Genomic DNA, 26,210 nt, shown 5'->3' on the forward strand with positions numbered 1-26,210 from the left:
GATTGTAAAGCTACCATAAAGGAATCGCTAAGTTTCATGAAGGAAACGTAAAAAAACCGATTCACGGGGAATCGGCCAATGTCTGTTCGGCTTTTGCTAATATATCTGCTTTGACATCATCGTCTCGCCCTTGCCAATTGCGAACCATCATCTTCATCCGCTGGTTTTTCGAGAAACGCTCCTCGTGCCGATCGATGAAGCGCCAGTAGAGGGCGTTGAACGGACAAGCATCCTCTTCGGTCGTATGTTTCGGGTTATACGGACAATCTCCACAGTAATCACTCATCCGGTCGATATATTTTCCAGAGGCGACATATGGCTTCGTGGCGAGTTTCCCGCCGTCCGCATGGAGGGCCATCCCGAGCACGTTCGGTAAGACGACCCAATCATAGGCATCGATGTACATCTCATTGAACCAGTCGCTCGTCTGCTTCGGTGAGATTTCAAACAACGTCGCGTAATTTCCGAGCACCATCAGCCGCTGGATGTGATGGTTGTGGGCATACGCTACGACCGGCTTCAGACTTTGATGCAGACAGTTCAAGTCCGTCTTCGCATCCCAAAAGAAGGACGGTAAATCGCGTTCATGCTTGAACGTGTTCACCTCTTCATAGCCCGGCATAACAGCGAGATAGACGGCGCGCATATACTCCCGCCACCCGAGGATTTGGCGGACAAACCCTTCAATCGATGACAAGGGAGCGTCAGCCTGACAAGCCGCCTCGACGACTTCATGTGGCGTCAACAGACCGATGTTGATGGCAGCCGACAACAGGCTGTGTGACATCTCTGGTTCATCCGTCATCATCGCATCTTGATAAGGACCGAACGTCTCGAGCCGCTCGTTCACGAATCGATTCAACGCCCGTCTCGCCTCGGTGTGTGTGACCGGCCAGTGAAACGGGGTCACCTTCCCTGGGTGATCCGAGAATGTCGACTCGACTTTTTTGATGACGTCTTTCGTGATCGCGTCCGGTCGAAAATGGATCGCGGACGGAAACGACAGTCCTTCTTTCGGTGGTTTCCGATTTTCCGTATCAAACGACCACTTCCCGCCACGCGGCTTCCCGTCTTCAATTAAAACATCGAACCGTTTGCGCATCTGGCGATAAAACCGATCCATCCGCCACGGTTCGTTTCCGAGCGTATCGGTCGCTTCTTCTTTCGATAAATAGAAGAGCGGGACATCCGTATGTTCGACCAATTTATGTTTCTTACCGAATTGCTTGAGCTTTTTAGCCATCGGTTCATCCGTGACGGCGGTGACATGAATCTCGTCCGGCTCGTACTGGTTTAGATGTTTGTCCCATGCCTCCTGAAACGAATCCGCTTCATGGTAATCGACGGTGTGCCCTTTGTCGCGCAGTTCTTCCGCAAAGTGTCGCATCGCCGAGAAAATGAGGACGAGTTTTTGCTTATGGTACGGACGCCACGTCGCGCGAGACGTCGCCTCAATCATGACGATGACGTCATCTTCTTTTATATGCTTCAACATCTCGAGTTCGTGTGAGAGTTGGTTGCCAAGTATCCAAAATGAACGCATGTTGTTGACTCCTTTGTTTCATCGATATGCTACAATCAAGCTACTCTTGAAATGAGGTGACAGTATGCTCCCACAAGTGTTCAAAAACTGGGTGGACAGTCAGTACGAAAATCCACGCGGTCCCGTTGGAAAATATATCGGGGAAAAGATGGTGCGCCAACACCGTATTGAAGTCGAGTGGACGATCGAACAGTTACAGATGTATCCAAACGCCACCGTACTCGAACTCGGGTGTGGGGCCGGTGATGCGATGGCGACGATTCTTCAAAAGCAGGAGGATGTGAACGTGGTCGGCCTCGATCGCTCGAAGACGCTCATCGCTTCGGCCAAGAAACGGAACGCCACGTCCATTCAAACGAGACGAGCTCGCTTGATGGAAGGCGATTTTCATCAATTGGCGATGACCGACGCATCTATCGATCACGTGTTCAGCATTCACACGCTATATTTTTGGGAAGATGTCACGACCGTCCTGTCTGAAATCGAACGCGTCTTGAAACCGAACGGGACATTCCTCATTACGTACTGTGATGGAAAAGGCGATGTGCAATGGGACGGGATTGCTGACAGGATTCAGAAAGAGTTCATCCCCGAGGCGACGAAATTCGGATTTCAGGACGTGTCGGTACGGCGAGGTCCCGACTCGCGCGACTATCGTACGGTCGCAGTGATGGGACGTAAACCGCATTCTTAATCAGTACCCGTTTTTCATTCGATTCTTTCACGACAATCTGTTCGGCATGACTGAACATAAAATAATAGGCTAAGCCGATGGTCATCCACGGGCTTAGCCTATTAGCGTTCATCTACAAATTTGATACGTGTTCTTCCCGCCCGCCTTTGATTGATACAGTGCGACATCCGCATCTTTCAACAATTGACGGAGGTCTTTCTCCTCATCAGGATTGTATGGAGCGATACCGATACTTGCTGATAAAGGAAGATGGGCGTCCCACTCTTTCAATACAGTTAACATCCGTTCGGCATACTCGATGACCACTGCTTCAGGTAACGCATGTGCGACTTTCACTAAAAACTCATCGCCACCTAAGCGATACACCTTCGAATCATGAATTGGCTCCATCAAGCGTTTCAGACGTCGTGCGACTTCTTTTAAAACGAGGTCCCCTTCGTCATGACCAAACGTGTCATTTACAAATTTAAACCCATCTAAATCGATGAGAAAAAGTGCGCCTCCTTGATTCGGGTTTGTCTCGAAATAGTTATATAAGTAGTGTCGGTTATACAGATCCGTCAGTTCATCCCGTGAAGCCCGACGTTCGAGCTCTAAGTAATAACTGAACATACGCACTACGCGTTTCAGCAATTGGACACTTTTCGAATCATACTGGGCACTTTTATGATTCGCGACACAAAGCGTTCCGAAGATATCCCCGCTTTTCGTCAAAATCGGGATGCCTAAATACGACTTGATGTTCACTTCCCTCAGTAATGATTGAAGGCGTGTCGACTCGATTTGTTCTTCGATGTCTTCATACATCAAGACTTCTCGCTGATTGAATTCAATTCGACTGCACACCGTATCCTTCAAATCAAAAGACATTCCTTCTTCAAGCATGATGGGAGAATCTTGTGACGACAGTTTGAGGATATGCTGGGTGTCATCTTCAATTGATGTAAGATAGACCAATTTATCTGGCATAATCTCTTTCGCTAACTCAATCATGTCAATCGCAAGCTCATCAAAATTTCGATACATTTGGAACTCATATGAGTGCATATTATCCCCCCAACCTCATTCATATCTCATTATAACGAATTCTGATGATGTTTATGTAAAAAAATTACATGAAAAAGAGCCCTCTATTTTTAGAGTGACTCCTTCCGAACTGATACGCGTTGTATCTACTCTCACTTATCCCCGACTCTTCCGCGTCAACGTCAATCCACCGAATCCACTAATCACGGCGATATAAAATCCTAAATCGTAGAACCAGCCGGTATTGTTCACTTCGTACACCCGATACGTGTCATTGAATAACCCTAAAATGAGTGAAATCGGTGCAATCCACCCGTGCCAGATTCCCCAGAAAAAGCCTGCCGGGTCCGTCGTGTACGTCCCGTCGCCGGGCACACATCCACCGAGTAGTGTCACGAGCGTGAGCATAATGAGTATGATGCCAAATCGTTTCATCTTTCATCCCTCCTGTTATGTGTATTCCCGTTTCTACAAAAAAAGCACTGACAAACGTCAGCGCCAAAGTTGGACCGTATTCGCAAACTCGATATCGGTCGCGAGTTCCCCGTCAAGCGCATGAAGGTCGAAGTCTTCTCCGTCGAGCCATTTTTGGAAGTCGAAGATGACCGGGTCTCGATCCCCGCCGAGCGCGAACCATGTCTCGAGCGTTTCCGGGAAATAGGCCGCTGTATGAATCGTACCCGCCCAGCTCTTGTACAGTTCTGAGAAGACGCCCTTATCGGTGTCGTTCATGAGGCGGAACGCACTCTCCGCGTCTTGAATCAAATGTTGTACCACTTTGATTTCCATCATGCGACGCGTGGAATCGTCCAGGTGGTAGCGATTCTCGTGTTGCAGTAACTCGAAATGGTTCGTGCATATATTGGATTCCCGTACTTGGATATCCCGTGGTGTCGCCTCGATTACGCGTGTCTTCGACGACTTGTCGTGGACAACGTACGTGAAGGAACCGCGATGCGGAATCTCTTTTAATAAGTCGACTGCTTCCTCCACGGTCGCGCACGTCTCGAGAATGATGCGCCCGATCATCTGGCAGACAAATCCGTCTCCCGGTCGACGACGGTTAATGAAGTTGTACCCCATCGCGAGACCCTTCTCATTCATCCCGTCCATGCGGCCCGTGACACGAGAGACCGGTCCGGTGACGGCGTACCCGTCGTCGGGTTGAAACACGTTGTAGCGTCCATCGTACGTCATCGGATGATAGTCATAGTTTCGCACAAGAAAGTTGTCCCCTGTCAGAATCGAACACCCGCTGATCGGATTATTGACGCGGAAATGTCCGAAATGGAGCAACGTATCATTGAGAGACAGTTTGAGCTCGTCTTGAAGCCCGATCAACTCTTCCCAAATCTTCGGAGCCACTGCATCAAAAGCAGCCTTTGCCTCCGTCGCGTCAATCTCGAAACGGGGCACACGTAGTTTCCATTGGTCCGTCCGGTTTTCGAGCAGTTGACTGCGTTTTATATATTTACCTTGAAAGCGACCGAAGTCGTAATGACTTCCGCGAAATTGCGTCAGTTCACTAGAGAATTGTTGCATAAAAAAACCTCCCTTGCGCCCATTATAGCGGACACAGGAGAGGTCTGTCTGAAGTGAGACTGCTTATAACTTGAACTGACGACTCATCTGTTGCATCGATTCCGCTGTCGTCGACAAATCTTTGACGAGACGGTTCATCGTCTCACTTGTCGCCGACATCTGCTCCGTCGAAGCGGCCACTTCCTCGTTCCCGGCCGTGCTCTCTTCTGAGATGGAAGCAATCTCTGACAAGCCGTGCTGGATATGGTCTTGGTTCGTCTTCACCCGATCGAGCTGACTACGCATCGAGCCCGTCAGCTGTTGCATATGGCGGACACTTCGTTCAATTTCCATGAAGGCGTGCTTCGTCGACTCGAGCGTTTCCTTCCCTTCCTCTGCCGCCGTCATACTTTCTGTGAACGTCTGGCCGAGGGCGATCGAATTTTGTTTGACGCTTCCGACAATCTCTGAGATCTCACTGACAGACTCGGCGACACTGTCAGATAGCTTCCGAATCTCCGAAGCGACGACCGCAAACCCTTTCCCGTGTTCACCCGCACGAGCCGCCTCGATCGCTGCGTTCAATGCGAGCAGGTTCGTCTGTTGTGAGATTTGGCGAATCATCGTGACGAGCTCCGTCACCTCGTCCGCCTGTTGCTCGAAATCACGGACTTGTCCTTGTGACGACTTCACCTGTTCATGGATATGTGTCATCTGGTCGACGGCACTCTCCATATAGCGAAGCCCATCCATCGTCACCCGACTGACGACTTCTGCCTGTTCGCTCACTTGGTCTCCGTCTGACGTGGTCTGCTCGACGAGCGTCGAGAATTCGTTCATATGTCCATATAGGCGCATCGTCAATACACTTTGATTTTCAACACCGCTCGCAATCTCTTCCATCGTATAAGCGATTTGACGAGACGCATCATTCACTTCTTCCGAGATGCTCGAGACGTTTCCACTCTCGTCCTTGACCGTCTGCGCCGACGTTTGGATCCCAGAGATGAGGTCTTTCAACATATGGGTCATCTTATCCATTGATACCGTCAGACGTTTGATTTCATCATTCGATTTCAATTGAATGGTTTCGACTTCTTTCGTCGCCGTCGCCAAATCGCCTTCGGCAATCGACGTCGCGACGCGTTCTAACGCTTGAAGAGGACGTAACTTCCAGCCAAGATAGCGCCAAATGATGACTCCCGATCCTGCAAGTAAAATGAGAAGACCAATGAGGATTGGTGGCAAACTCTCGGTCAACACATCTCCTGTGATTGCTGCGACTTCTGTGGCTGCCTTGTCAATTCCGAGGACCCCGATGACCTCGCTACCTCGTTTGATTGGAACGAGTACTGTCACATACTTTCCGTATTCCGGATCATCAATGACATTCGTTGTGACCGTGTCACCATTAAACGCATCCGTTGCTCCTTCAACTGTCATCGCCGTAGTAGGAGTCCCGATGTCTGCTGCATCCGCTTGACTCAAACCATCGATGATGATTTGGACTTCTTCGCCCTCGGTGGCAATCGTATACACATACATGGCCCCGATTTGTTGGCGATATGTATCGAGATATTCTCGCAACTGTTCGTACTGCTCATTTTTTGACGGATTTTTCATGAATGACGCATATGCATCCGCATCTAATGTCTCGTTAATCCGTTCTCCATCTTCAATCATCGTCGCATGCAACGTGCTGAGTACGGAATGCTTCGTACTAACATATTGCACGACACCGAACAAGACGATGAGCAAGGTGACGAAGGCTAACATCGCTAATACAATGCGCTTTTGTAACGACTGTGTTTTCTGTTTCATCTCGATTTCCTCCATTCTATCCTTACTCTTTGTATCGGACAGAATGCATCAATCTCCACAAAAAAACAGACGATTTTCGACAAAATCGTCTGTTTTTATTCAAGGTTTGTCGAATCGATGACTTCAAGCGGAATCGTAACTTCCGTCTCGCCTTCCTCTACAAGATGGAAGAGTGGAAGTGTATCCGCTACGAAAAGATCAGGGTCGACGTCGGTCTGATATTCATACGTTCGAATGTCTTCTTCCCGCTCTGCAATCAGTTCGCCGAACGGAATCGCAATCCGTTCTCCATCGACCTCATAACTCATGACCGTCGTCGGATCGAGGCGGCGATTTTCTAGCATGCGAATCGTGAAGAGCATCGTTGTATTGTTCGTCCGCTCAAGCGAAACGGCAATCGCATCGGATTGTCCCGCCCGCTTCTCAATCATCGCCTCATCCACGTTCTGTTCATAGACAATGTTCTCTTCGTTCGACTCTTCCGTCTGTAGTTGCTGACAGCCCACAATCGTCATTAAGCCAACTAGTAACACAATTACTAAAGCACGCATCCCATTTCTCCTTACTTCAAGGCGAAAGTGAGTTCTGCTTCACAAGCAACTTCTCCATCGACTGTGGCCACGGCACGTCCTTTACCGATTGGACCACGAATTTTCATGATTTCTACTTCAAGGCGAAGCTGATCACCCGGGACGACTTGACGTTTGAAACGACAGTTATCAATCCCTGCGAAAAAGGCAAGCTTGCCTCGATTCGATTCGTCTTTCAACATTGCGAAAGCACCGACTTGTGCGAGTGCCTCGACAATCAAGACGCCTGGCATGACGTTATAGTCTGGGAAATGCCCGTTAAAGAACTCTTCGTTCGCCGTGACATTTTTTAATCCGACAGCACGCTTCTTTTCTTCGACTTCGATAATTCGATCAACTAACAGAAACGGGTATCTGTGTGGGATTACTTCTTTAATTTGCTCAATTGTATACATCCATCCACCGCCTTTAAGAGGTTAGCCAAAAATCGGTGATATGGCGCCACGTCTCGATGTCAAACACATCTTTCCAGTCGCCTCCGCCAATGACGCTATATCCAATGATTGCTCCAAGGGCGAGCATCGCGATTGCCAACACTAAAACGACGAGTACACGCAGTAAGATCGGGAATCGACGATGATTCGACAATCGTGATCGCTGCTTCTGCTTCGTCTCTTGTTCTGGTGAACCCTTTTGTTCTTCCGAACTCGTTTGTTCATCGTTCGCCACGTCCAACCATCCTTTCAGCTAAAATGATTATATCATATTAGTACCTGGTATTAAAATGCGTAAATTGCTACCTTTTTAGTGTACCCTATGCACAAATGTCGAACAAGCATCCTTCCCTGACAGAAGCTGAACGATTTTTTCCTTTCATCATAAATATGCTACGCTTATCCTATTCCATGTCAGGAGGTTTGTTTATGTTAAAAGAGTTTAAAAAATTCGCGATGCGCGGGAATGTCATCGATCTCGCTATCGCTGTCGTACTCGGTGCGGCGTTCACGGCCATCGTCAACTCGCTCGTCAATGATATCTTTATGCCGCTTCTCGGAATCATTATCGGAGGAATTGATTTTTCGAACTTAAAAGCGAGCGTGCTCGGAGTGGACGTCTTATACGGGAACTTCATCCAACAGATTGTATCGTTCATCTTGATTGCTTTTGCCCTCTTCCTAATCGTCAAGATCATCAATCGTCTACAACGTGAGAAAGAAGTCGAAGAGGCCGTTGCCCCGACCCCTACGAAAGAAGAGCAGTTGTTGACCGAGATTCGTGACTTATTAAAAGAACGCCCATGACAAGCTAAAAACGCTTTGACGAATCGTCAAAGCGTTTTTTCGAGGACATGGCGAACCCGTTGGACTGCATTCGTCAATAACGGGGCGGCTTCCCATATTGCTTCTTCTAGTGTCATGATGCGTGACACGATAGGAAAGATGGCGACAATCCCTGATTCCACATGAGCGGTCAAGTCAGATTGTCCGGCGAACACGAGTGTCGGGACCCTGTACGTGTGGGCGAGACGCGCCAACCCGTAAGGCGCTTTCCCCTCTAAACTTTGTGCATCAAACTTCCCTTCTCCCGTGATGAGCCAATCTGCCCCTTTCACATGGTCTTCGAACCTTGACCAACGGACGACTTCTTCGATGCCACTCATATAGGTCGCCCCAAGTTGCAGGAGCGCGAATCCGATACCGCCTGCCGCACCGGCTCCGTCGAGTGACTTCATATCATGATTGAAGTGACTCGCATAGTCGTCGAGTAACTGATTGTAGCGAACCACATCGTCCGCTGCCAACCCTTTCTGGGGACCGAACACGTGCGCAGCACCTCGTTTTCCCGTCAACGGATTACGTACATCAGAAGCCATTCGCCACTCAACGTCCCTTACTCTCGGGTCGAGTCCTGACCAATCGATGGAAGCGACGTCTGCAAGTTGATGTGGCATCGAGGATACAGCTGCATCGCTCGCATCTAGAAAACGAACACCTAGCGCCTCAAGCATCCCTTTCCCACCATCAATCGTCCCGCTTCCTCCCAGTCCGATCGTGATGATCGTCGCTCCCCGGTCTAGCACATGAACAATTTGATGCCCGACGCCGACTGAACTATAGCGCCATGGGTCGACGTGGGTGAGGAGCGTTAACCCTGTCGTTTCCGCCACTTCTATCACCGCATGTTTTGTTAATGGTTCAAAACCGAAACGTGTAGGACGCTTCGTCCCATCTAAGCACGTAACGACCTCTTCCACGATGACCGCATCCTCGTGTGTTGCGAGCCATGCATCAAGAAACCCTTCTCCTCCGTCTGAAACCGGGATAGTGATGACGTCATGTCCCGGTAAAGCACGACGGACAGCTTGATTCGCTTCCATACTCGACAATGAACCTTTGAATGAATCCATGGCGACTACGATTCGCATCTCGTTGACCTCCCTCTCCATAACTTATACAAAAACCGCCTCTCTCACGGAGAAGCGGTCATGTTTTACGGACGTAATGCCGTGACAAGTCCCATCATCTGATCACTCATCGAAAGGGCGCGCGAGTTCATTTGATAGGCACGTTGTGTGATGGTCATGTCGGTCATCTCTTTCGTCAAATCCACGTTTGACGACTCGAGTGTTCCTTCCATCAACAAATTCCCTAACGGACGATTGACTTCGGTCTCAAGGTCGGCTGCGAATACGTTATCACCGAGTGGACGCAGTTCAGACGTATTCCGGACTTCTACGATATCGAGTCGTCCAAATTCCTGCTCGACATCGTTCACGCTCGCCACGACTACACCGTCTTGACGAATACGATGCTTCGTTGCCTCGTTCGGCATCGTGATTGCATTGCCGTCATTTCCGAGGAGCGGGTTTCCGTTCACATCGACGAGTGTCGTCTCATCGCCGACAGACAGTTGCATGTTTCCGCTACGTGTCACACCGACACCGTTCGGCGTGTCCACGACGAAAAATTGACGGCTCGCCTTCAAGAAGACATCGAGACCGCGATCTGTCATGCGGACTTGTCCGATATTGAATTGTTGGGTGATATCAGCGACATGACCGCCGACCCCGATGCGAATGCCATTCGGGGTGTCCCGACCGACTTCAAATTCTGGACGTGGCTGGTTATCATACGCTTGCGATAAGAGTGATGCGAAGTGTCCTTGCTGACGTTTGAAGCCGACCGTATCGACGTTCGCGATGTTATGACCTGTCACATCTAGTTGACGCTGAAGTTGAGACAGGGAGTTGACCGAATTATAAATGGACTGCATGGTGTTCCTCCTTAACGAACGCGAGCGATTTCGATGGCTCGCTCGGCACTTTTATCATACGCTTGGACGACTTTTTGGTTCGCTTCAAATTGACGATACGTCATCATGAGATCGGCCATCGTTTGGTCGAGGTTGACGTTCGCTTCCTCGATAAAGCCCTGCAACACGTCAACTTGTGCCGGTGCCGGCGCATCGCCTGTCACGCGCCAATCGTTCCCGACTTGTTCGAGTGTCGTCAAGTCATCGATCTGATAGGCACCGAGTGTCGCCACGTTTTGACCGAGCGACGTGATGACCCCATCTTTCCCTACCTGAAACTCGCTCGAAGGGAGCTGGATGCGTTCCCCTTCATCAGAAAGTACGTATCCACCGTCTGCTGAACGAAGGAATAGCGCCTCATCGATCGAGAAGCGACCATTCGTCGAATACAACGTCTCGCCTGCCTGTTCGACCGCAAACATCGGTGCACCCGTAAAATCAGCAGGAGCCTTCAAATAAAGATCGGTTGGACTTCCTGATTCCGTGATACTCCCTGCCGAGAAGCGTGGCATCGTCTCTTGAAGATAGACACCCATTGAAAGGGTGCCGACTTCCCCGTTCACACGTGACTTCCCATTATCGGGATTGCTCACTTGCGCGAGCAACATCTCCGGAAACGAGCGGACCACGCCGTCAGACGCCTTGAAGCCCGGTGTTCTCACATTGCCAAGGTTATTGCTTAAAATTTCTTGTTGGCGCTGAAGGGCATTCATCGCGCCTGCCGCTGTATATAATCCGCGTAGCATTGTCGTCTTCCTTTCGTCCTGTAACATGATTCACTCTTTATATCGTACCAAATGAGCGATGCATTCACCGTTTTTTCAAAAAAAGTTCATCCTATGATTTAGGATGAACTTTCTTCGCTTACATGATCGACCATCGGCAACTCAACAATCATCGTCGTCCCTTCTCCGATTTGAGAGCGGACATCAATTGTGCCACCGTGCAATTGGACGATTTCTTTACAGATGGATAATCCTAATCCGGTGCCACCTATGCGACGACTTGCTTCGGATTGTGACCGATAAAATTTATCGAAGATTCGACTTGCGTCTTCCTCGGAAAGTCCCAAACCTTCATCCGTGATGGCGATTTGAATCGTGTCTCCTTCACACGTCACATCGACACTCACATTTCCACCGTCCGGGGAATACTTGATGGCATTGTTCAGGATGTTCGAGAACACCTGTCGTAGCTGAGCCGGGTCTCCTGCCACAAAGAGCGTTTCATCACAGTCGAAGTGGAAGAGATGGTTCTCTGTCGACCCCGCATGAATCTCAAGTAAGTCGGATAGTAAATCATATAGACTCTCGACTTTAAACTCAGGCGTTCCCATACCCGCCTCCATTTTTTGAACGTCTAACAGATCGCTCACGAGACGTTCGAGACGTTTCGTCTCACTCGCAATCATCTCCAAGTAGCGCTCTCGTTTCGTCTCATCTAATTGACGACTCTTCAAGAGCTCGGAAAAGCCGAGAATCGATGTGAGCGGTGTCCGCAACTCATGCGATACGGTTGCGACGAGCTCCGTCTTCACTCGATTGATCTCTGTTTCCTGGGTAATATCACGTGATACGAAGATGACACCGACACGCTCGTTCTGCAAATCGATCGGTTCGGCATACATCCGAATCGTCTTCTGACCGTCTTGCATCGTGTACGTGAACGTCTCATCGAACATTCCCTCTTCTTTCGCACGTTTCGTGAAGCGGTTCAGTCCTTCTTTGTCATCAATCTGATTCATGAACATCGGATAATACATCGCAATCGGATATAAACTCCCACGTTCGGTTGTCGGAATCGGATGTTCATATAAATCAAAGAGCGCGCTGTTTCCGAATCGTTCATTCGTCTTGAGTTCCGTGTAGACGATCGAGTCGCGCATCGTGTGCAAGATTCGGGCGGTCTTTTCACGCTCTAGGTCGACTTGATCTTGTTGATTCCGAAGCGAGGTCGCCATTTCGTTAAAAGCCTTAGATAACTGTCCGACCTCATTTTTTAAAGGTTTAATTGGGATGAGAGTCGCACTCGGATTCGTCGCGAGTCGCTCACTGTTCGTCATGAGCGTCTGCAACTGATTCGTCAGTCGTAAAATATACGGTTGTAAGCCAACGAACAACAGGAAGAGTGCACCGAGTAAAATCAAGAGCCACATCCATTGGGCTTGCACTAACTGTTTCGAGAGTGCATCGCGTAATTCACTTTCTTGAAAGTCGAGATCTGCCCGATAGTCGGTAAAGACCGACTCCATATCGACGATGCTTGCACTCATGTCCGCAGCGTTACTTGAGTTGAGCTTAAATCGTGTCTGAGTGGACGTCTCATTTTTCGGCATGAATTGCCCGACCGTACGCATCTGCAGGAATTCTTCATCCACTTCCCCTGCCTGCTTCGCAATCACATATTGTTCAAGCGCGGGCATGACGCGTGTCGTATAAATGGAGAAAAGGAGTCGCGCATCTTCCGCGAACTGCGTTTCTTCCTCATTGCTTGCCTGTGTTTCAAACCAGGTCGTTTGCTCATCGATATTCGTTTGAGCCTTACGCACTTCCTCTAACAGGGCGTTTTCCCCGAGGAGGACGTGACCGCGTAACTCATACTGCATCGATTGCCACGTTTCAAATAAATCTGTCGCCCGTGCACGTTGCTCACTGATCCGCTCCAATTGAACGGTCGTTTGTTGAATCGATTGTTGCGTATAAAAATAGGTCCCAACCGATGTAAGCGTCACTAAGGCAATCAATATATAAAAAATGGTCATCACTTGTCGACTAATGCGTTGTTCAATCCAACGTTTCATGGAATGCCTTCTTCCTTTACTCCTGGACTGCCTCATTTCGTACGGTGAATGACTTTTTCTGTTCAAACAAAAAAAGTTCGGGTACGATGATGAGACGGAGAGTCACTGCAAAAAATCCATTCACCTATTAGGAAGAATAACGTAGTGTCCTCACAAGAAACTCACAAAGAATGAAGGGAATGTGCGCATGACTCGTAATCGAATGACGTTTATCTTCATCCTTGTGATGTTGATTGGCGTCAGCCTCACTTTATTGATTCGACATCAGTCAATCAATCCAACTGTCACCGTGAAACAAGGTGAAGCCTCGCTTATTTCTTCTTCGGTTGACGAAGAGATTCTGCGCCTCGATGGATCGTGGCGTTACGAATCCGGAATCGTCTCGGAAGTCGATCGTCGTTCCTATCGAACCATCCCATTTACGACACCATACAAAGAATCCACATATGAAATCGACCTCTCGCTTCCAAAAGGAACGTATGCGTTACTCATTCCTTCATCACTGTCCTCCTCTACGATTTTGATTGATGGAGCCTCTGTTGACACAACACGTATCAAAAATAATCGTTCAGGTGAACAACCATCACTTCTATTACTTGACGATGGAGTGAAAGAATTTCGATTGACGATTCAACAGACACAACAAGCAGGGAATTTAGTGCCTATCGAAGAAAGTATATTGGTCGGCCCGTTACACCAGATTATGACGACTCAAAATGCTTATACCGGATACGAATTTTTCATGTTGCTGATTTCACTGCTAATTGCCGCGTTCTATGCCATCGTTTACTTGTTCCATCGAAACGAACGATTGTACGGCTATGGCACTGCCTTCTTCATGTTGGCGAGCCTCTCCCTCATGTCCCGAGACGGCATGTGGATCTCCGGAAGTGATAAGTTGACGTTAAGTTTGACTTTATTGAGCATAAATATGTTGATTGAATTTGCGAGATGTTTAGAACGTGTACCGTTCGATCGTTTTTTAGCGATTTTGAGGTACCCGCTTTATGGAATGACCGTTTTAGCTGTCCTCCTACCTCAATCCATCTACAGTGTATTTGAATACTTTGTATGGATCATTGTATTGTTCATCTCGTTCTTTTGGGTCGGATTGAACATTGGATGGCTTCTTGAAAAACAAAAAAACACGAATAAGCTCGAATTATTAACATTCACACTTGCCCAAATTATCGGGTATATCGGGATTATGATGTCGACGTTTATCGTGTCTTCCAATCAACAATTGTATGCCAATACGTTTACCATCGTTTACTTCTTATTAATGTTTTTACTACTACCGATTCACTTGTCTACGGACAAAAAGAAAAAGCAACAAGTCGAAGCTTTGGCCTCACAACATGAGATGTCATTCTTCAACGCCCAAATCAAACCACACTTCCTCTACAATACGTTTGGGAACGTGATTGCACTATGCTATACATCACCACCTGATGCCGCTCGTCTCCTTAGTCATTTGAGCACGTACGTCCGTTTTATTTTCGAAAATGGTCGGACGGATCACGATATTTCCATTCGACAAGAAGTGGACATGATTGACTCTTATCTCGCCATCGAACAGACTCGGTTCCGTGATTCGTTTGAAGTCGTAAAAGAGATTGACGACACGCTGTTAGACTATACGATCCCATCGCTACTGATTCAGCCACTCGTCGAAAATGCAGTTCGTCATGGTCTTTACCGGCATCCAGGGCAAAAGCGGATCACGCTTTCCATCCAAGAACAAGGTGGGATGATTGATATCCGAGTTCGTGATACAGGGAGCGGATTTGACACTGGTCAATCGAACGAATCATCAGGCATTGGAATCTGTAATATAAAACGCCGAATTGAACATCTTCCTGGTGCAACATTTGATTTAACCTCTACTCTAAATAGAGGTACTGCCGTTCACTTGCGATTACCCAAACAAGAAAGGACGAATCACGTAAATGCGTACGATTTTAATTGAAGATGAACATCATATTTTAGGGATGATGGAACGAATTGTGAAAGAAGAGCCTTCTCTTGAATGGGTCGGTTCGTTCCAAAGTCCGACTCAAGCCCTCACGTTTATTCAAGAACATCCGGTCGACCTCGTCTTTTTAGATATCGAAATGCCTGAGATGACCGGTCTTGAGCTTGCGACCTATTTACCGGAACGGACGCAAGTCGTCTTCACCACCGCACATCAACAGTATGCCGTCGAAGCGTTTAATCTGCATGCGACGCATTACTTGCTGAAGCCGATTACAGAACAGATGATCCATAGCGTCATTCCACGTATCGTTCAGCGCTATGAGGCAATCCAACAAAAAAATCCACATCAATCTTGTCGTATTCAATTCCTGGATCGTTTTTCGGTTCGAACGCAGGATGGAAATCTTGTGAAATGGCCCACTCAAAAAACCGAGGAGTTATTCGCCTACCTGGTCTATCATCGAAAACAAGTCATCAACAAATGGGTGCTCGCGGAAACACTCTATCCGGACATCGATGAACCACAGCGCGCCCTACACAATGTGTACAACGCCATCTATCGTTTGAAAAAGACGCTAGCAGAGCACGAACTCGATATTACGGTGAAGACAATCAATAATGGTTACTCCATCGAACTCGGTGACTCTTGTGTCTGCGACTATTATGAGTGGTTGGATGCGACAAATTCTTCGATTTCTAAGACGGAACTGAAAAATCGATTGTTTGTTGATAAAGACTATACATGGCACTAAGAAAAGGCATCTTGCGCAATCAGCGAGATGCCTTTCTGTATTAACGTCCTGTGAATCCACCATCCACATGAAGATGTTGCCCATTCACCCATGCCCCGTCGTTTCCCATCAAGAAAGCGACGAAACGAGCCGTATCTTCCGGCGTTCCTACCCGATTGTATGGGAACAATGGGAGCAGGTGCTGACGAAGTTCATCGCCAATCCATCCCGTATCTGTCGGACCCGGATCGAGTGCATTCACGGAAATCCCGTACTTCCCTACTCCGTTTGCGAGTGCAGGTGTGATCGCAATCAATGCCCCTTTTGTCGCAATATACGCTAGGTTATTCGCATCAGCCCCACCCGATACTAAAAACAAAATGCGACCGTCTTGATATCCCGCTTGCTGATAACGTTCAACAAACGCAAAAGTGAGTCCGAGTGCTCCTTCGTTGTTCACCATATAATGTTGCCTCAATACGTCGGTCGTAAAGTTCTCGGCGCTCACATGACGCTCATAGGTCGCGTTATGAATCAGTCTGCTTGGTATGCCAAGTTTGGCTTCAATCCGATCAAGTAGTCCAACTTCGTCACCCGATGCTAAGTCATACGCCTCATGCTCCACACGGGCTCCTTGTTCGGTCAACTCTTGAGCGAATCGATCGATGAAGCCTCTCTCTTCCCCGACCCCGTCGGTCGCGTCAAACGGACTCCAGTGTGTCAAATAGAGGTCGTGCCCCTCACGTGCGAGTTTTCGTGCGATCGCAGCCCCAATGCCTTGATTGCGACTGACTCCGGTAATGAGTGTAAGTGGTTTGTTCATCATGTCCTCCGATTCGATTTTTTATGTTGTTCAGTCATTTAGTGAATCGGTGCCATCATGATTCCCCTCTTATTCCTTAATGATTGCATTATATACAATTTCACCCATACATAACCTATATATTTGTAGTCTCTTCAGATATGATGAACGTATATGATTCATCACATCGGTATTTGGAGGCGCTTATATGAAAAAGTTAATCATGACGACATTCTGTACACTGACCATCATTGCTGTCTTCTATGCCGCTTGGTCAGATGAATCGTTTGTCACCCTTACCCAATCCGTCGACGTAGATCAAAACGAATTGGAGCGTTACTTGACGGCTGAAGTCATGTCCCCTAATTTCGGTGGGGATGTTTACGCGAGTTATCATATTCTCGGGACGAGTACGACTCGACAGGAAGTGTATGTATGGGCGCTTCTTCAAGAGTATTACCCAAATCATCAACAACTCGAACGAGGAACAGGCATGTCTGTCCCAATCGTCTTACGCATCGACCAATCCACAGGGGTCTCACGAATAGTCGATCATACGTTACCACGCGACGGTTCCTATTATCCTAGCGATTTACACACCTTATTCCCGTTACGTATTTCTATCGGCATTATGTATTATCCAATCGAACTTACCAACCGTCTACAACATCAACTTGAAACGGAGTTACCCCTTCCTGTATCGAATGAATACTAAAGTTGAAGTTCATAAGTCTCAATCTAACCCACACAAAAACAGGCGACCGCGCGCGGTCGCCTGTTCGTTTATTTCAATCGATCTAAGTTTTCGAGCATGATTCCTGTTCCGTGCGCGACACTGAGCGTCGGCTCTTCAGCCATCATGACTGGGAGCATGACACGCTCGGCGACGAGTTGGTCGAGACCGTGAAGGAGTGATCCCCCGCCTGTCATGATGATACCACGGTCGATGATGTCAGCGGCGAGCTCCGGTGGTGTCTGTTCAAGGACACGTTTCGTCGCTTCGACGATCTCGTTCGCTGACTCGGCCATCGCTTCACGGAGTTCTTCCGACGTGATCGTCACTGTACGTGGCAATCCACGTACCATGTCACGTCCGCGAATGTCCATCGACTCGTTACGTCCACCTGGGAACACCGTCGCAATTTCTTTCTTGATTTGCTCGGCTGTCCGTTCCCCGATGATGAGTTTATGCTTCTCTTTGATCGCACGGAGAATGTCCGTGTCGAAACGGTCCCCTGCAATCTTGATCGTTTCACCGCACACGATGTCACCCATCGAGAGGATGGCGACATCTGTCGTCCCGCCACCGATGTCGATGATCATGTGACCGACCGGCTTCCAGATGTCCATGCCCGAACCAACAGCTGCCGCCTTTGGTTCTACGGCGAGGAAGACTTCTTTCGCCCCTGCTTTTTCAGCAGCCTCACGAATTGCTTTCGCTTCGACTGGCGTCACGTTCGCAGGTGTACAAATCAACATGCGAATGCCTCCGAAGAAGCCACGGACTTGAATTTTCTCGATGAAGTGACGGAGCATTTCTTCTGTGGTGGCGAAATCGGCGATGACTCCATCACGAAGAGGACGGATCGCCACGATATCACCAGGTGTACGACCAACCATCTCATACGCCTCTGAACCGACTGCTAACACTTTCCCTGTAGAGCGTTTCATCGCAACGACTGAAGGCTCGTCTAAGACGATTCCTTTCCCTTTTACGTGAATGACAACGTTTGCTGTCCCTAAATCAATCCCGATATCTTTTGAAAACATGATGTATAGGTTCCTCCGTTCATTTCTTCATTGAAAAGAGCGAGAAGAGTCTCTCCTCGCTCTCTAATTCGTGCTCGTTACTTAGTTCTGAACCATTTCACTCGCAACTTCGACAGTTCCTTGAATGCGCTCGATGTCGGCACCGAGTGCTTGAAGTTTTTTGTGGAAGTCTACGTATCCACGGTCGATATGATATAAATCACCAACGCGTGTCTCTTCTTCTGCAATGAGACCTGCTAGTATAAGTGCTGCTCCGGCACGAAGGTCAGTTGCGACGACCTCCGCTCCTTGAAGGTGAACGCCACCTTTGACGATTGCTGAACGTCCTTCAATTTTAATGTCCGCATTCATGCGACGGAATTCTTCCACGTGCATGAAGCGATTCTCAAATACTGTTTCTGTAATCACTGATGTGCCGCCTGCTTTCAAGACGAGAGCCATCATTTGTGATTGCATGTCTGTCGGGAATCCAGGGTGTGGCATTGTCTTCACATCGACCGGCTTCAACTCATCCGGCGCTGAGACGCGCATGCCTTCCGCTGTATCTTCGAAGTGTACACCCATTTCTTCCATTTTTGAAATCAGTGGACGAAGGTGTTCACGCTCTGCACCGATGACTTCGATGTCACTTCCTGTGATCGCACCCGCAACGAGGAATGTCCCTGCTTCGATACGGTCAGGAATGATTGAGTGTTCTGCACCTCGGAGTGTTTCCACACCTTCGATGCGAATCGTTTCTGTTCCTGCGCCACGTACGTGTGCGCCCATTCCATTCAAGAAGTTCGCAAGGTCTACGATTTCAGGCTCTTTCGCGACGTTCTCGATGATTGTTGTACCTTCTGCAAGTACAGCTGCCATCATGATGTTCTCCGTCGCACCAACAGATGGGAAGTCCAAGTAGATTTTCGCGCCTTGGAGACGACCTTCTACAGAAGCTTCCACAAACCCGTTGCCGATGACCGTCTTCGCACCCATCGCTTCGAATCCTTTTAAGTGGAGGTCAATTGGACGTGAGCCAATTGAGCATCCGCCCGGCATCGCGACACGCGCGTGACCGAGACGAGCCAAAAGAGGTCCCATGACGAGGATTGAAGCACGCATCTTCCGAACGTACTCGAGCGGTGCTTCATCTTTGATGTCGCCCGACGCATCGACAGTTACTTCATTCTTCTCTTCATTGAACGACACCTCTGCACCGAGGTGACGAAGTACTTTATTAATCGTGTACACGTCCGCAAGACGTGGTACGTTTTGTAAGATTGACTTTCCTTCGCTAGCTAACAGAGTGGCAACCAATGTTTTGAGTACAGCGTTCTTTGCTCCCTCAACGCGCACAGTACCTGACAGTTTACGTCCTCCACGGACTACAATCAAATCCTTCATATCTCTCTTTGTCCTCCAACTTCATTGTTTTTTTATATAGTGCGTCGATATCCGAGTTCGGATGTGATGATGTCGATTATTAGAATGGTTTGTAAAACGTGACCGTTTCTTCATTCGTAAATAAAATCGTAATAAATAAGTTCAAACAGAATGAAAAAAACATCATGTCAGACGAATTTATCCTACATGATAAACATATAGGAGTCGTTACAGCAGGATTACAGTTTATTAAATATTCTGTGGCTACTGTATAGGTGCGAGCTCTTGCGCTAGTCGGATATACTCCAAAAAGAACTGAGCAATCAACGAACCGAAGACAACAGCTACGAGAACACGCAAGACAGCTGCTTGCGGGCTCCTCACTTGATTGAGCAATTTATCCCATTTGACGGGTAAGAGTGCCCACCAAGCGACGTAAATCGCTATGACGTAAATCGCTAGCGAAAATACGGTGTTGATCATCGACGATTCCCCTCTTTTCTAAAATTCGTACCATTTTTAATCATATCATGTCATGTTAGAGAAAAAAAGACACAGTGTCTCAAGATTCGAGCGGTTTAACCCATTCGATCAACTCGCTTTCTCCACAAACACACCAAAAGGGACGTCATCCGCAGTAAGGCCTTACTACAGTAATTGACGCCCCTCACATATTTCAAACATTATTCACTCGATTCGTCAAGGTTACGGGACCATCGAATCGCTTCAAGGTAGTATTGAGTCCAATTTGAATCTATGTTATGAATAGGGATTGTCAACCGCTCATAGGCGATGACATCCTCGAGCAACATCCGTAATCCGTTCGGTTCTCCGAGAAGCGCCGCTTTCACGGGAGGCGCTACAGGCAGCTCTGCAATCAGCGTCTGCATCGCCTCGTCCAAAATGACGTCGAGCGATGAGAAGATACCCGTGATAAACGCATCGAACGGAGAGGCACCACTATGTGTATCCTCCGCAATCAATTCCATCATCTTCCCACGAATGACACTTTGTTTAATCAGTTCCTTCGATTCAGACGTCTGCATCTCGCGCAGCAACATTAGATAGGACCATCGCTTCATTTCATCGAGACCGATTCGCGCAACAGCTTGTTCGATGGACTGAATCGTATGACGTCCTTTTTGATACACCGTATTGACGGAACGAAGCATTTTATACGATAAATCGACACTTCGTTCAATTTGCGCCGAAATGCGACGGAAACTCGGCTCTGGTCGATCCAGTTCTTTCAATACCTCAATGAGCGTATGACGCAGTGGGTGAACTTCTGCCCCGTGTATGACAATCGGTCGGCTAAAGAAATAACCTTGGAACATCTTATACCCTAGCCGTTTCGCAATCTCATACTCTGCCGGCGTCTCGATTTTTTCCGCTAAAAATTCGACCCGATGTCCGAGAGCATCGATTAACTTTTGTTGCTGCTCAACCGGTGTAGCTTGATAATCAATCTTGATGATGTCAGCTAATCCGATAAAAGGACGATACTTTTCTTCAAACACAAAGTCATCCAGTGCAATCGTGTATCCTTGGCGTCTGAGCGACCGAAGAGACTGCAACACTTTCTCGGTCGGCTCAACGTGCTCAAGTACTTCTACGACGAGGGATTGACGAGGTAACAATGATGGCACCTCTCCTTCAATCAACGTTTGTGGAAAGTTGATGAACGCTCTCGTCCCTTCGGTTAACTCCCGAAAATTAAAAACGAGATAGGCGTTATGAATCACGTCAGCCGTTGCTAACGAGTCATCGACATTCTCGAAAATGTTATTTTCGCTGCGGCGATACAACAGTTCGTAGCCGCAAACGCGTAATTGTTGGTCAAAAATCGGTTGTCGCGCAACGTAAACTTTCATTCCCTATTCTCCTTTACAATCCATTCCCACCTTTATTATCGGTCACCGTCTCTACACTTTTTACTAGTCCCATGATTTAGGAGCAAGACGAAAGACCTATCTTTTCGTTCAAACATAAAAAAACTCCCACACTTTCGTGTGAGAGTTGTTGTTATTCTTTCATATCGCGAATGCTCAAGCGGTTGATCGCTTTTTTGAGCGCAAGTTCCGCACGACGGAATTCGAGTTCTGAGAGCTTCGTGTCTTGGAGACGGCGCTCGGCCCGAACTTTCGCCGCAGAAGCGCGGTCATAGTCGATCTTATCCGCCATTTCGGCTGTTTCAGCTAAGATCGTCACCGTATCGGGACGAACTTCCATGAAACCGCCGCTGATTGCGATCAACGTGCGTCCACCATCTTCGTGGCGCAGTTTGAGGACTGAGACGTCGAGTGGTGTCACCATCGGGATGTGCTTCGGTAAAATACCGAGCTCACCAGTGACCGATTTGGCGATGACCATTCGTGCGTCCCCTTCAAAAGCTGCACCATCCGGGGTGACGACGTTGACGTGAACAGTATTCATCGTCTAGTTTCCCCCTTCCGCGTAGGTCTTAGACCAACGTCTTCGCTTTTTCGATGACGTCTTCGATTGGACCAACGAGACGGAATGCATCTTCCGGAAGATCGTCGTGTTTACCTTCGAGGATCTCTTTGAAGCCGCGTACTGTCTCTTTGACTGGCACGTACGAACCTTTTTGGCCCGTGAACTGCTCAGCCACGTGGAAGTTTTGTGATAAGAAGAACTGAATGCGACGTGCACGGTGAACCGTGAGTTTGTCGTCTTCAGACAACTCGTCCATCCCGAGGATTGCGATGATGTCTTGAAGTTCTTTATAGCGCTGAAGCGTCTGTTGAACGTTACGCGCGATTTCATAATGCTCTTTTCCTACGATTTCAGGAGAGAGGGCACGTGAAGTCGATGCGAGTGGGTCAACGGCTGGGTAAATTCCCATCTCCGAAAGACGACGCTCAAGGTTTGTTGTTGCATCAAGGTGGGCGAACGTTGTTGCCGGAGCCGGGTCCGTATAGTCATCGGCTGGTACGTAAACCGCTTGAATCGAAGTTACCGATCCTTTTGCAGTCGATGTGATCCGCTCTTGAAGCATACCCATTTCAGTAGCAAGTGTCGGCTGGTAACCTACCGCCGATGGCATACGTCCGAGAAGGGCCGATACCTCAGAACCTGCTTGTGTGAAACGGAAGATGTTATCAACGAAGAGAAGAACGTCTTGTCCTTGCTCGTCACGGAAGTATTCTGCCATTGTCAAACCAGTCAAGGCAACACGGAGACGTGCACCAGGTGGTTCGTTCATCTGACCGAAGACCATCGCTGTTTGCTTGATAACGCCTGAGTCCGTCATCTCGTGGAACAAGTCATTTCCTTCACGCGTACGCTCACCGACTCCTGCGAATACAGAAATCCCGCTGTGCTCTTGCGCGATGTTGTTGATGAGTTCCTGGATGAGGACGGTTTTCCCTACACCGGCACCACCGAAGAGGCCGATTTTACCACCTTTAATGTATGGTGCGAGAAGGTCGACGACTTTGATCCCTGTTTCAAGGATTTCAACTTTCGTTGACAATTCGTCAAATGTTGGCGCTTGACGGTGAATCGGTGCACGAAGCACGTCAGCTGCCACTTCTTTATCATCGATCGGGTTACCGAGAACGTTGAAGACACGTCCAAGTGTCATTTCTCCAACTGGTACCGAAATCGGTGATCCTAAGTCAAGTACTTCCATACCGCGGCGAACGCCGTCAGTTGAGTCCATCGCAATCGTACGGACCGTGTCGTCACCAAGGTGAACAGCTACTTCGAGCGTCAAGTCGACACTAACATCGTCTGCTGTCGCTGCCACGTGAGTGACTTTGAGAGCGTTGTAGATGTTCGGTAAGTGGTTGTCGAACTTAACGTCGATAACTGGGCCCATGACTGCGACTACGCGGCCTTTCATGCCGTATTCGTTCATCGTGTTAGCCTCCTACAATCTAGAGAGCGTGCGCTTATTCAAGCGCCGACGCACCTCCGACAATCTCTGTGATTTCTTGTGTGATCGCTGCTTGACGCGCGCGGTTGAATTTGAGCTTGAGTCCGCGAATGAGTTCATCCGCATTGTCTGTCGCACTCGACATCGCCGTCATCCGTGCTGCGTGCTCTGATACTTTCGCATCGAGCAATGCACCGTAGATGAGTCCTTCCGCATAACGTGGGAGGAGCGCCGCTAAGATCGTTTCTTCTTCTGGTTCGTATTCATACATCACATTGGATGCGGACTGTTCGATATCCCCGAGCGGGAGCAATTGTTGAATCTTCACTTCTTGGCTGATGACCGAGATGAACGAGTTGTAGCAAAGCTTCAATTCATCAATCTCGCTCTCGCTGAAGGCACCAACCGTCTGCTTGACGATTTCTGCGACTTCAACAAAAGTTGGTTGGTCGTTTAGCCCTGTCATCGCGCTATACACCGGAATGTTGCGTGACTTGAAGAACTGGACACCGACTTTTCCGATTACGTAAAGACGATACTCATCTGTTGATGTGTGCTTGTCTTTGAGTTCACGGTACACGTCACGCAAGACGCTGGCGTTGTATCCACCTGCGAGTCCGCGGTCTGACGTGATGACGATATAACCAGTCCGTTTGACGGGACGTACTTGAAGCATCGGGTGTGTCGCGCCTGATGTACCACCGGCGATCGACGAGATGACTTCTTGCAACTTGTCCATGTACGGCTTGAAGTTGGCGTTGTTCCCTTGGGCCCGGTTCAACTTCGATGCCGACACCATGTTCATCGCTTTCGTGATTTGCTTCGTGCTTTGGGTCGAGGTGATCCGCATCTGGATCTCACGTAATGATGCCATTTCGATTCACCACCTTAATAGACGCTCGTCACCGGATTAAACCGATGGCGAGAACGTCTTTTTGAATTCCGTAATTGCGTCGACCATTGCCTCGTCTGAAGGAAGGTTTCCTGTCTGACGGATTTCACGGCAGAGGTCTTTACGGTTTTGGTCGAGCCATGCGTTCATTTCTGATTCGAAACGACGGATGTCTGTGACTGGGATGTCATCGAGATGACCTTTCGTGAGTGCGTAGATGATGATAACTTGCTTGTCTACAGAAAGCGGTGCGTTCAAGTCTTGTTTCAAGACTTCAACCGTACGCTGACCACGGTTCAACTTCGATTGTGTCGCTTTGTCGAGATCTGACCCGAACTGAGCGAATGCTTCGAGCTCACGGTAAGACGCGAGGTCAAGACGAAGTGTACCAGCAACTTTCTTCATCGCTTTCACCTGTGCCGAACCACCAACACGCGATACCGAGAGACCGGCGTTGATCGCTGGGCGTACCCCAGAGAAGAAGAGGTCCGACTGAAGGAAGATCTGACCATCCGTGATCGAGATAACGTTTGTCGGGATATATGCTGAAATATCCGATGCTTGTGTCTCGATGAACGGAAGTGCTGTCAATGAACCGCCGCCGAGTTCGTCGTTCAACTTCGCCGCACGCTCAAGAAGGCGTGAGTGGAGGTAGAAGACATCCCCTGGGTAGGCTTCGCGGCCTGGAGGACGACGGAGAAGGAGCGAGAGCTCACGGTAAGCTGCCGCTTGTTTCGAAAGGTCATCATAAACGACGAGGACGTGTTGTCCGCGGTCCATGAAGTACTCACCCATCGATACCCCTGCGAATGGTGCGAGGTAAAGAAGTGGTGCCGGCTGTGATGCCGATGCCGAAACGACGATTGTATAGTCGAGCGCGCCGTTTTGACGAAGCGTCTCTACTACGCCACGTACAGTCGATTCTTTCTGACCGATTGCGACGTAGATACAAATCATATTCTCTTCTTTTTGGTTGATGATCGCATCGATGGCAACAGATGTTTTACCTGTTTGACGGTCACCGATGATGAGCTCACGCTGACCACGACCGATTGGAACGAGGGCGTCAATCGCTTTAATTCCTGTTTGAAGTGGTTCGTGAACCGATTTACGAGCCATAACGCCGTAAGCTTTACGCTCGATCGGGTTATAGTTGTCAGTCACGATTGGTCCAAGACCATCGATTGGTTGTCCAAGCGGGTTCACGACACGTCCGAGGAGTGCCTCACCGACTGGTACTTCCATGATGCGACCTGTACGTTTGACAGAGTCGCCTTCTTTAATGCCTTTGTAATCGCCAAGGATGATAATCCCGACGTTACCTTCTTCTAAGTTTTGCGCCAAGCCCATTACGCCGTTAGAGAACTCTACGAGTTCCCCCGCCATAACGTTATCGAGTCCGTGTGCACGAGCGATACCGTCACCTACTTGAATGACTGTACCTGTCTCGCTGACTTCGATTTCAGAACCGTACGAAGCGATTCGTTCTTTTAGCAGGGCGCTAATTTCTTCAGCTTTGATTGTCATT

At 48.6% G+C, this 26,210-nt stretch carries 26 protein-coding genes; 5 read left to right on the forward strand and 21 right to left on the reverse strand.

Features of this window, described 5'->3' with window-relative positions; genetic code table 11:
- Positions 1-61: 61 nt before the first annotated feature.
- Entirely contained in the window at positions 62-1,543 is a 1,482-nt protein-coding gene (locus LCM29_RS09180) for a cryptochrome/photolyase family protein (protein WP_224862246.1), read from the reverse strand.
- Between the two features lie 64 nt (positions 1,544-1,607).
- Here LCM29_RS09180 and LCM29_RS09185 point away from each other — a divergent pair, with 64 nt between their 5' ends.
- Positions 1,608-2,237 (forward strand): class I SAM-dependent methyltransferase, encoded by a 630-nt coding sequence (locus tag LCM29_RS09185; protein WP_224862248.1) that lies wholly within the window; start codon positions 1,608-1,610, stop codon positions 2,235-2,237.
- A 108-nt stretch (positions 2,238-2,345) separates the two neighbouring features.
- Here LCM29_RS09185 and LCM29_RS09190 read toward each other — a convergent pair whose 3' ends face one another.
- The 7 genes from LCM29_RS09190 to LCM29_RS09220 all read right to left on the reverse strand — a co-directional run bounded on the left by LCM29_RS09190 (position 2,346) and on the right by LCM29_RS09220 (position 7,864).
- On the reverse strand, positions 2,346-3,284 hold the full coding sequence (locus LCM29_RS09190) for a sensor domain-containing diguanylate cyclase (protein ID WP_224862250.1): 939 nt from the start codon (positions 3,282-3,284) through the stop codon (positions 2,346-2,348).
- A gap of 135 nt (positions 3,285-3,419) precedes the next feature.
- Positions 3,420-3,698 (reverse strand): hypothetical protein, encoded by a 279-nt coding sequence (locus tag LCM29_RS09195; protein ID WP_012727334.1) that lies wholly within the window; start codon positions 3,696-3,698, stop codon positions 3,420-3,422.
- A 57-nt stretch (positions 3,699-3,755) separates the two neighbouring features.
- The gene (locus LCM29_RS09200; protein ID WP_224862252.1) at positions 3,756-4,805 is read right to left on the reverse strand and encodes a C45 family autoproteolytic acyltransferase/hydolase; all 1,050 of its coding nucleotides are present in this window, start codon (positions 4,803-4,805) and stop codon (positions 3,756-3,758) included.
- Positions 4,806-4,868: 63 nt separating this feature from the next.
- Positions 4,869-6,605 carry a methyl-accepting chemotaxis protein gene (locus tag LCM29_RS09205; RefSeq protein WP_224862254.1) on the reverse strand — a complete coding sequence of 579 codons (1,737 nt, stop codon included), beginning with the start codon at positions 6,603-6,605 and terminating at the stop codon, positions 4,869-4,871.
- Between the two features lie 95 nt (positions 6,606-6,700).
- Complete coding sequence (locus LCM29_RS09210) at positions 6,701-7,156, reverse strand: hypothetical protein (RefSeq protein ID WP_214784766.1); 456 nt, start codon at positions 7,154-7,156, stop codon at positions 6,701-6,703.
- Between the two features lie 11 nt (positions 7,157-7,167).
- The gene (gene fabZ, locus LCM29_RS09215) at positions 7,168-7,590 is read right to left on the reverse strand and encodes a 3-hydroxyacyl-ACP dehydratase FabZ (RefSeq protein WP_214694486.1); all 423 of its coding nucleotides are present in this window, start codon (positions 7,588-7,590) and stop codon (positions 7,168-7,170) included.
- Between the two features lie 13 nt (positions 7,591-7,603).
- Positions 7,604-7,864, reverse strand: a complete 261-nt coding sequence (locus tag LCM29_RS09220) for a DNA-directed RNA polymerase subunit beta (protein WP_214784769.1) — start codon at positions 7,862-7,864, stop codon at positions 7,604-7,606.
- 194 nt (positions 7,865-8,058) lie between these two features.
- Here LCM29_RS09220 and mscL point away from each other — a divergent pair, with 194 nt between their 5' ends.
- Positions 8,059-8,436 carry a large conductance mechanosensitive channel protein MscL gene (gene mscL, locus LCM29_RS09225; protein ID WP_214784772.1) on the forward strand — a complete coding sequence of 126 codons (378 nt, stop codon included), beginning with the start codon at positions 8,059-8,061 and terminating at the stop codon, positions 8,434-8,436.
- A 26-nt stretch (positions 8,437-8,462) separates the two neighbouring features.
- On the opposite strand, the gene LCM29_RS09230 is transcribed toward mscL, so the two are convergent.
- From LCM29_RS09230 to LCM29_RS09245, 4 genes are all read right to left on the reverse strand, one after another.
- Complete coding sequence (locus tag LCM29_RS09230; RefSeq protein WP_224862256.1) at positions 8,463-9,560, reverse strand: glycerate kinase; 1,098 nt, start codon at positions 9,558-9,560, stop codon at positions 8,463-8,465.
- 65 nt (positions 9,561-9,625) lie between these two features.
- A complete protein-coding gene (locus LCM29_RS09235) occupies positions 9,626-10,408 on the reverse strand; it encodes a flagellar hook-basal body protein (protein WP_224862258.1) in 783 nt (260 codons plus the stop codon).
- An 11-nt stretch (positions 10,409-10,419) separates the two neighbouring features.
- On the reverse strand, positions 10,420-11,193 hold the full coding sequence (locus LCM29_RS09240; protein ID WP_214792958.1) for a flagellar hook-basal body protein: 774 nt from the start codon (positions 11,191-11,193) through the stop codon (positions 10,420-10,422).
- Between the two features lie 98 nt (positions 11,194-11,291).
- Entirely contained in the window at positions 11,292-13,247 is a 1,956-nt protein-coding gene (locus LCM29_RS09245) for a HAMP domain-containing sensor histidine kinase (RefSeq protein WP_224862260.1), read from the reverse strand.
- A gap of 187 nt (positions 13,248-13,434) precedes the next feature.
- Between LCM29_RS09245 and LCM29_RS09250 the strand changes: the two genes are divergently transcribed.
- The gene (locus LCM29_RS09250; protein ID WP_224862262.1) at positions 13,435-15,216 is read left to right on the forward strand and encodes a sensor histidine kinase; all 1,782 of its coding nucleotides are present in this window, start codon (positions 13,435-13,437) and stop codon (positions 15,214-15,216) included.
- Positions 15,197-15,976 carry a response regulator gene (locus LCM29_RS09255; RefSeq protein WP_224862264.1) on the forward strand — a complete coding sequence of 260 codons (780 nt, stop codon included), beginning with the start codon at positions 15,197-15,199 and terminating at the stop codon, positions 15,974-15,976. Before LCM29_RS09250 ends, LCM29_RS09255 begins: the two co-directional genes overlap by 20 nt.
- A gap of 40 nt (positions 15,977-16,016) precedes the next feature.
- On the opposite strand, the gene LCM29_RS09260 is transcribed toward LCM29_RS09255, so the two are convergent.
- Positions 16,017-16,778 carry an SDR family oxidoreductase gene (locus tag LCM29_RS09260; protein ID WP_224862266.1) on the reverse strand — a complete coding sequence of 254 codons (762 nt, stop codon included), beginning with the start codon at positions 16,776-16,778 and terminating at the stop codon, positions 16,017-16,019.
- A gap of 187 nt (positions 16,779-16,965) precedes the next feature.
- Here LCM29_RS09260 and LCM29_RS09265 point away from each other — a divergent pair, with 187 nt between their 5' ends.
- The gene (locus LCM29_RS09265) at positions 16,966-17,472 is read left to right on the forward strand and encodes a hypothetical protein (protein WP_224862268.1); all 507 of its coding nucleotides are present in this window, start codon (positions 16,966-16,968) and stop codon (positions 17,470-17,472) included.
- 68 nt (positions 17,473-17,540) lie between these two features.
- Here the strand turns inward: LCM29_RS09265 and LCM29_RS09270 are convergent, their stop codons facing one another.
- From LCM29_RS09270 to atpA, 8 genes are all read right to left on the reverse strand, one after another.
- Complete coding sequence (locus LCM29_RS09270) at positions 17,541-18,527, reverse strand: rod shape-determining protein (RefSeq protein WP_074035900.1); 987 nt, start codon at positions 18,525-18,527, stop codon at positions 17,541-17,543.
- A gap of 81 nt (positions 18,528-18,608) precedes the next feature.
- Positions 18,609-19,910 carry a UDP-N-acetylglucosamine 1-carboxyvinyltransferase gene (gene murA / locus LCM29_RS09275; RefSeq protein ID WP_214874931.1) on the reverse strand — a complete coding sequence of 434 codons (1,302 nt, stop codon included), beginning with the start codon at positions 19,908-19,910 and terminating at the stop codon, positions 18,609-18,611.
- A 243-nt stretch (positions 19,911-20,153) separates the two neighbouring features.
- Positions 20,154-20,372 (reverse strand): DUF1146 family protein, encoded by a 219-nt coding sequence (locus LCM29_RS09280; RefSeq protein WP_074035896.1) that lies wholly within the window; start codon positions 20,370-20,372, stop codon positions 20,154-20,156.
- A 200-nt stretch (positions 20,373-20,572) separates the two neighbouring features.
- Positions 20,573-21,763, reverse strand: a complete 1,191-nt coding sequence (locus LCM29_RS09285) for an EAL and HDOD domain-containing protein (RefSeq protein ID WP_224862270.1) — start codon at positions 21,761-21,763, stop codon at positions 20,573-20,575.
- Positions 21,764-21,914: 151 nt separating this feature from the next.
- Positions 21,915-22,325 (reverse strand): F0F1 ATP synthase subunit epsilon, encoded by a 411-nt coding sequence (locus LCM29_RS09290; protein WP_012727354.1) that lies wholly within the window; start codon positions 22,323-22,325, stop codon positions 21,915-21,917.
- Positions 22,326-22,353: 28 nt separating this feature from the next.
- Entirely contained in the window at positions 22,354-23,772 is a 1,419-nt protein-coding gene (atpD, locus tag LCM29_RS09295) for a F0F1 ATP synthase subunit beta (RefSeq protein WP_159562971.1), read from the reverse strand.
- A 34-nt stretch (positions 23,773-23,806) separates the two neighbouring features.
- Positions 23,807-24,664, reverse strand: a complete 858-nt coding sequence (gene atpG / locus LCM29_RS09300; protein WP_074035890.1) for an ATP synthase F1 subunit gamma — start codon at positions 24,662-24,664, stop codon at positions 23,807-23,809.
- A gap of 36 nt (positions 24,665-24,700) precedes the next feature.
- Complete coding sequence (gene atpA / locus LCM29_RS09305) at positions 24,701-26,209, reverse strand: F0F1 ATP synthase subunit alpha (protein ID WP_224862271.1); 1,509 nt, start codon at positions 26,207-26,209, stop codon at positions 24,701-24,703.
- Between the last annotated feature and the right edge of the window lies 1 nt (position 26,210).

This window comes from Exiguobacterium aestuarii (assembly GCF_020171655.1).
Classification (GTDB): domain Bacteria; phylum Bacillota; class Bacilli; order Exiguobacteriales; family Exiguobacteriaceae; genus Exiguobacterium; species Exiguobacterium aestuarii_A.

Coding starts and splice junctions, on each gene's coding strand:
- LCM29_RS09230 (WP_224862256.1), bottom strand. CDS start 9,560: ATGCGAATCGTAGTCGCCATGGATTCATTCAAAGGTTCATTGTCGAGT.
- LCM29_RS09195 (WP_012727334.1), bottom strand. CDS start 3,698: ATGAAACGATTTGGCATCATACTCATTATGCTCACGCTCGTGACACTA.
- LCM29_RS09210 (WP_214784766.1), bottom strand. CDS start 7,156: ATGCGTGCTTTAGTAATTGTGTTACTAGTTGGCTTAATGACGATTGTG.
- LCM29_RS09240 (WP_214792958.1), bottom strand. CDS start 11,193: ATGCTACGCGGATTATATACAGCGGCAGGCGCGATGAATGCCCTTCAG.
- LCM29_RS09265 (WP_224862268.1), top strand. CDS start 16,966: ATGAAAAAGTTAATCATGACGACATTCTGTACACTGACCATCATTGCT.
- LCM29_RS09290 (WP_012727354.1), bottom strand. CDS start 22,325: ATGAATACTGTTCACGTCAACGTCGTCACCCCGGATGGTGCAGCTTTT.
- LCM29_RS09285 (WP_224862270.1), bottom strand. CDS start 21,763: ATGAAAGTTTACGTTGCGCGACAACCGATTTTTGACCAACAATTACGC.
- murA (WP_214874931.1), bottom strand. CDS start 19,910: ATGAAGGATTTGATTGTAGTCCGTGGAGGACGTAAACTGTCAGGTACT.
- fabZ (WP_214694486.1), bottom strand. CDS start 7,590: ATGTATACAATTGAGCAAATTAAAGAAGTAATCCCACACAGATACCCG.
- atpA (WP_224862271.1), bottom strand. CDS start 26,209: ATGACAATCAAAGCTGAAGAAATTAGCGCCCTGCTAAAAGAACGAATC.
- atpG (WP_074035890.1), bottom strand. CDS start 24,664: ATGGCATCATTACGTGAGATCCAGATGCGGATCACCTCGACCCAAAGC.
- LCM29_RS09260 (WP_224862266.1), bottom strand. CDS start 16,778: ATGAACAAACCACTTACACTCATTACCGGAGTCAGTCGCAATCAAGGC.
- LCM29_RS09190 (WP_224862250.1), bottom strand. CDS start 3,284: ATGCACTCATATGAGTTCCAAATGTATCGAAATTTTGATGAGCTTGCG.
- LCM29_RS09280 (WP_074035896.1), bottom strand. CDS start 20,372: ATGATCAACACCGTATTTTCGCTAGCGATTTACGTCATAGCGATTTAC.
- LCM29_RS09245 (WP_224862260.1), bottom strand. CDS start 13,247: ATGAAACGTTGGATTGAACAACGCATTAGTCGACAAGTGATGACCATT.
- LCM29_RS09180 (WP_224862246.1), bottom strand. CDS start 1,543: ATGCGTTCATTTTGGATACTTGGCAACCAACTCTCACACGAACTCGAG.
- LCM29_RS09250 (WP_224862262.1), top strand. CDS start 13,435: ATGACTCGTAATCGAATGACGTTTATCTTCATCCTTGTGATGTTGATT.
- LCM29_RS09255 (WP_224862264.1), top strand. CDS start 15,197: ATGCGTACGATTTTAATTGAAGATGAACATCATATTTTAGGGATGATG.
- LCM29_RS09235 (WP_224862258.1), bottom strand. CDS start 10,408: ATGCAGTCCATTTATAATTCGGTCAACTCCCTGTCTCAACTTCAGCGT.
- LCM29_RS09200 (WP_224862252.1), bottom strand. CDS start 4,805: ATGCAACAATTCTCTAGTGAACTGACGCAATTTCGCGGAAGTCATTAC.
- atpD (WP_159562971.1), bottom strand. CDS start 23,772: ATGAACGAATACGGCATGAAAGGCCGCGTAGTCGCAGTCATGGGCCCA.
- LCM29_RS09205 (WP_224862254.1), bottom strand. CDS start 6,605: ATGAAACAGAAAACACAGTCGTTACAAAAGCGCATTGTATTAGCGATG.
- LCM29_RS09270 (WP_074035900.1), bottom strand. CDS start 18,527: ATGTTTTCAAAAGATATCGGGATTGATTTAGGGACAGCAAACGTTGTC.
- mscL (WP_214784772.1), top strand. CDS start 8,059: ATGTTAAAAGAGTTTAAAAAATTCGCGATGCGCGGGAATGTCATCGAT.
- LCM29_RS09185 (WP_224862248.1), top strand. CDS start 1,608: ATGCTCCCACAAGTGTTCAAAAACTGGGTGGACAGTCAGTACGAAAAT.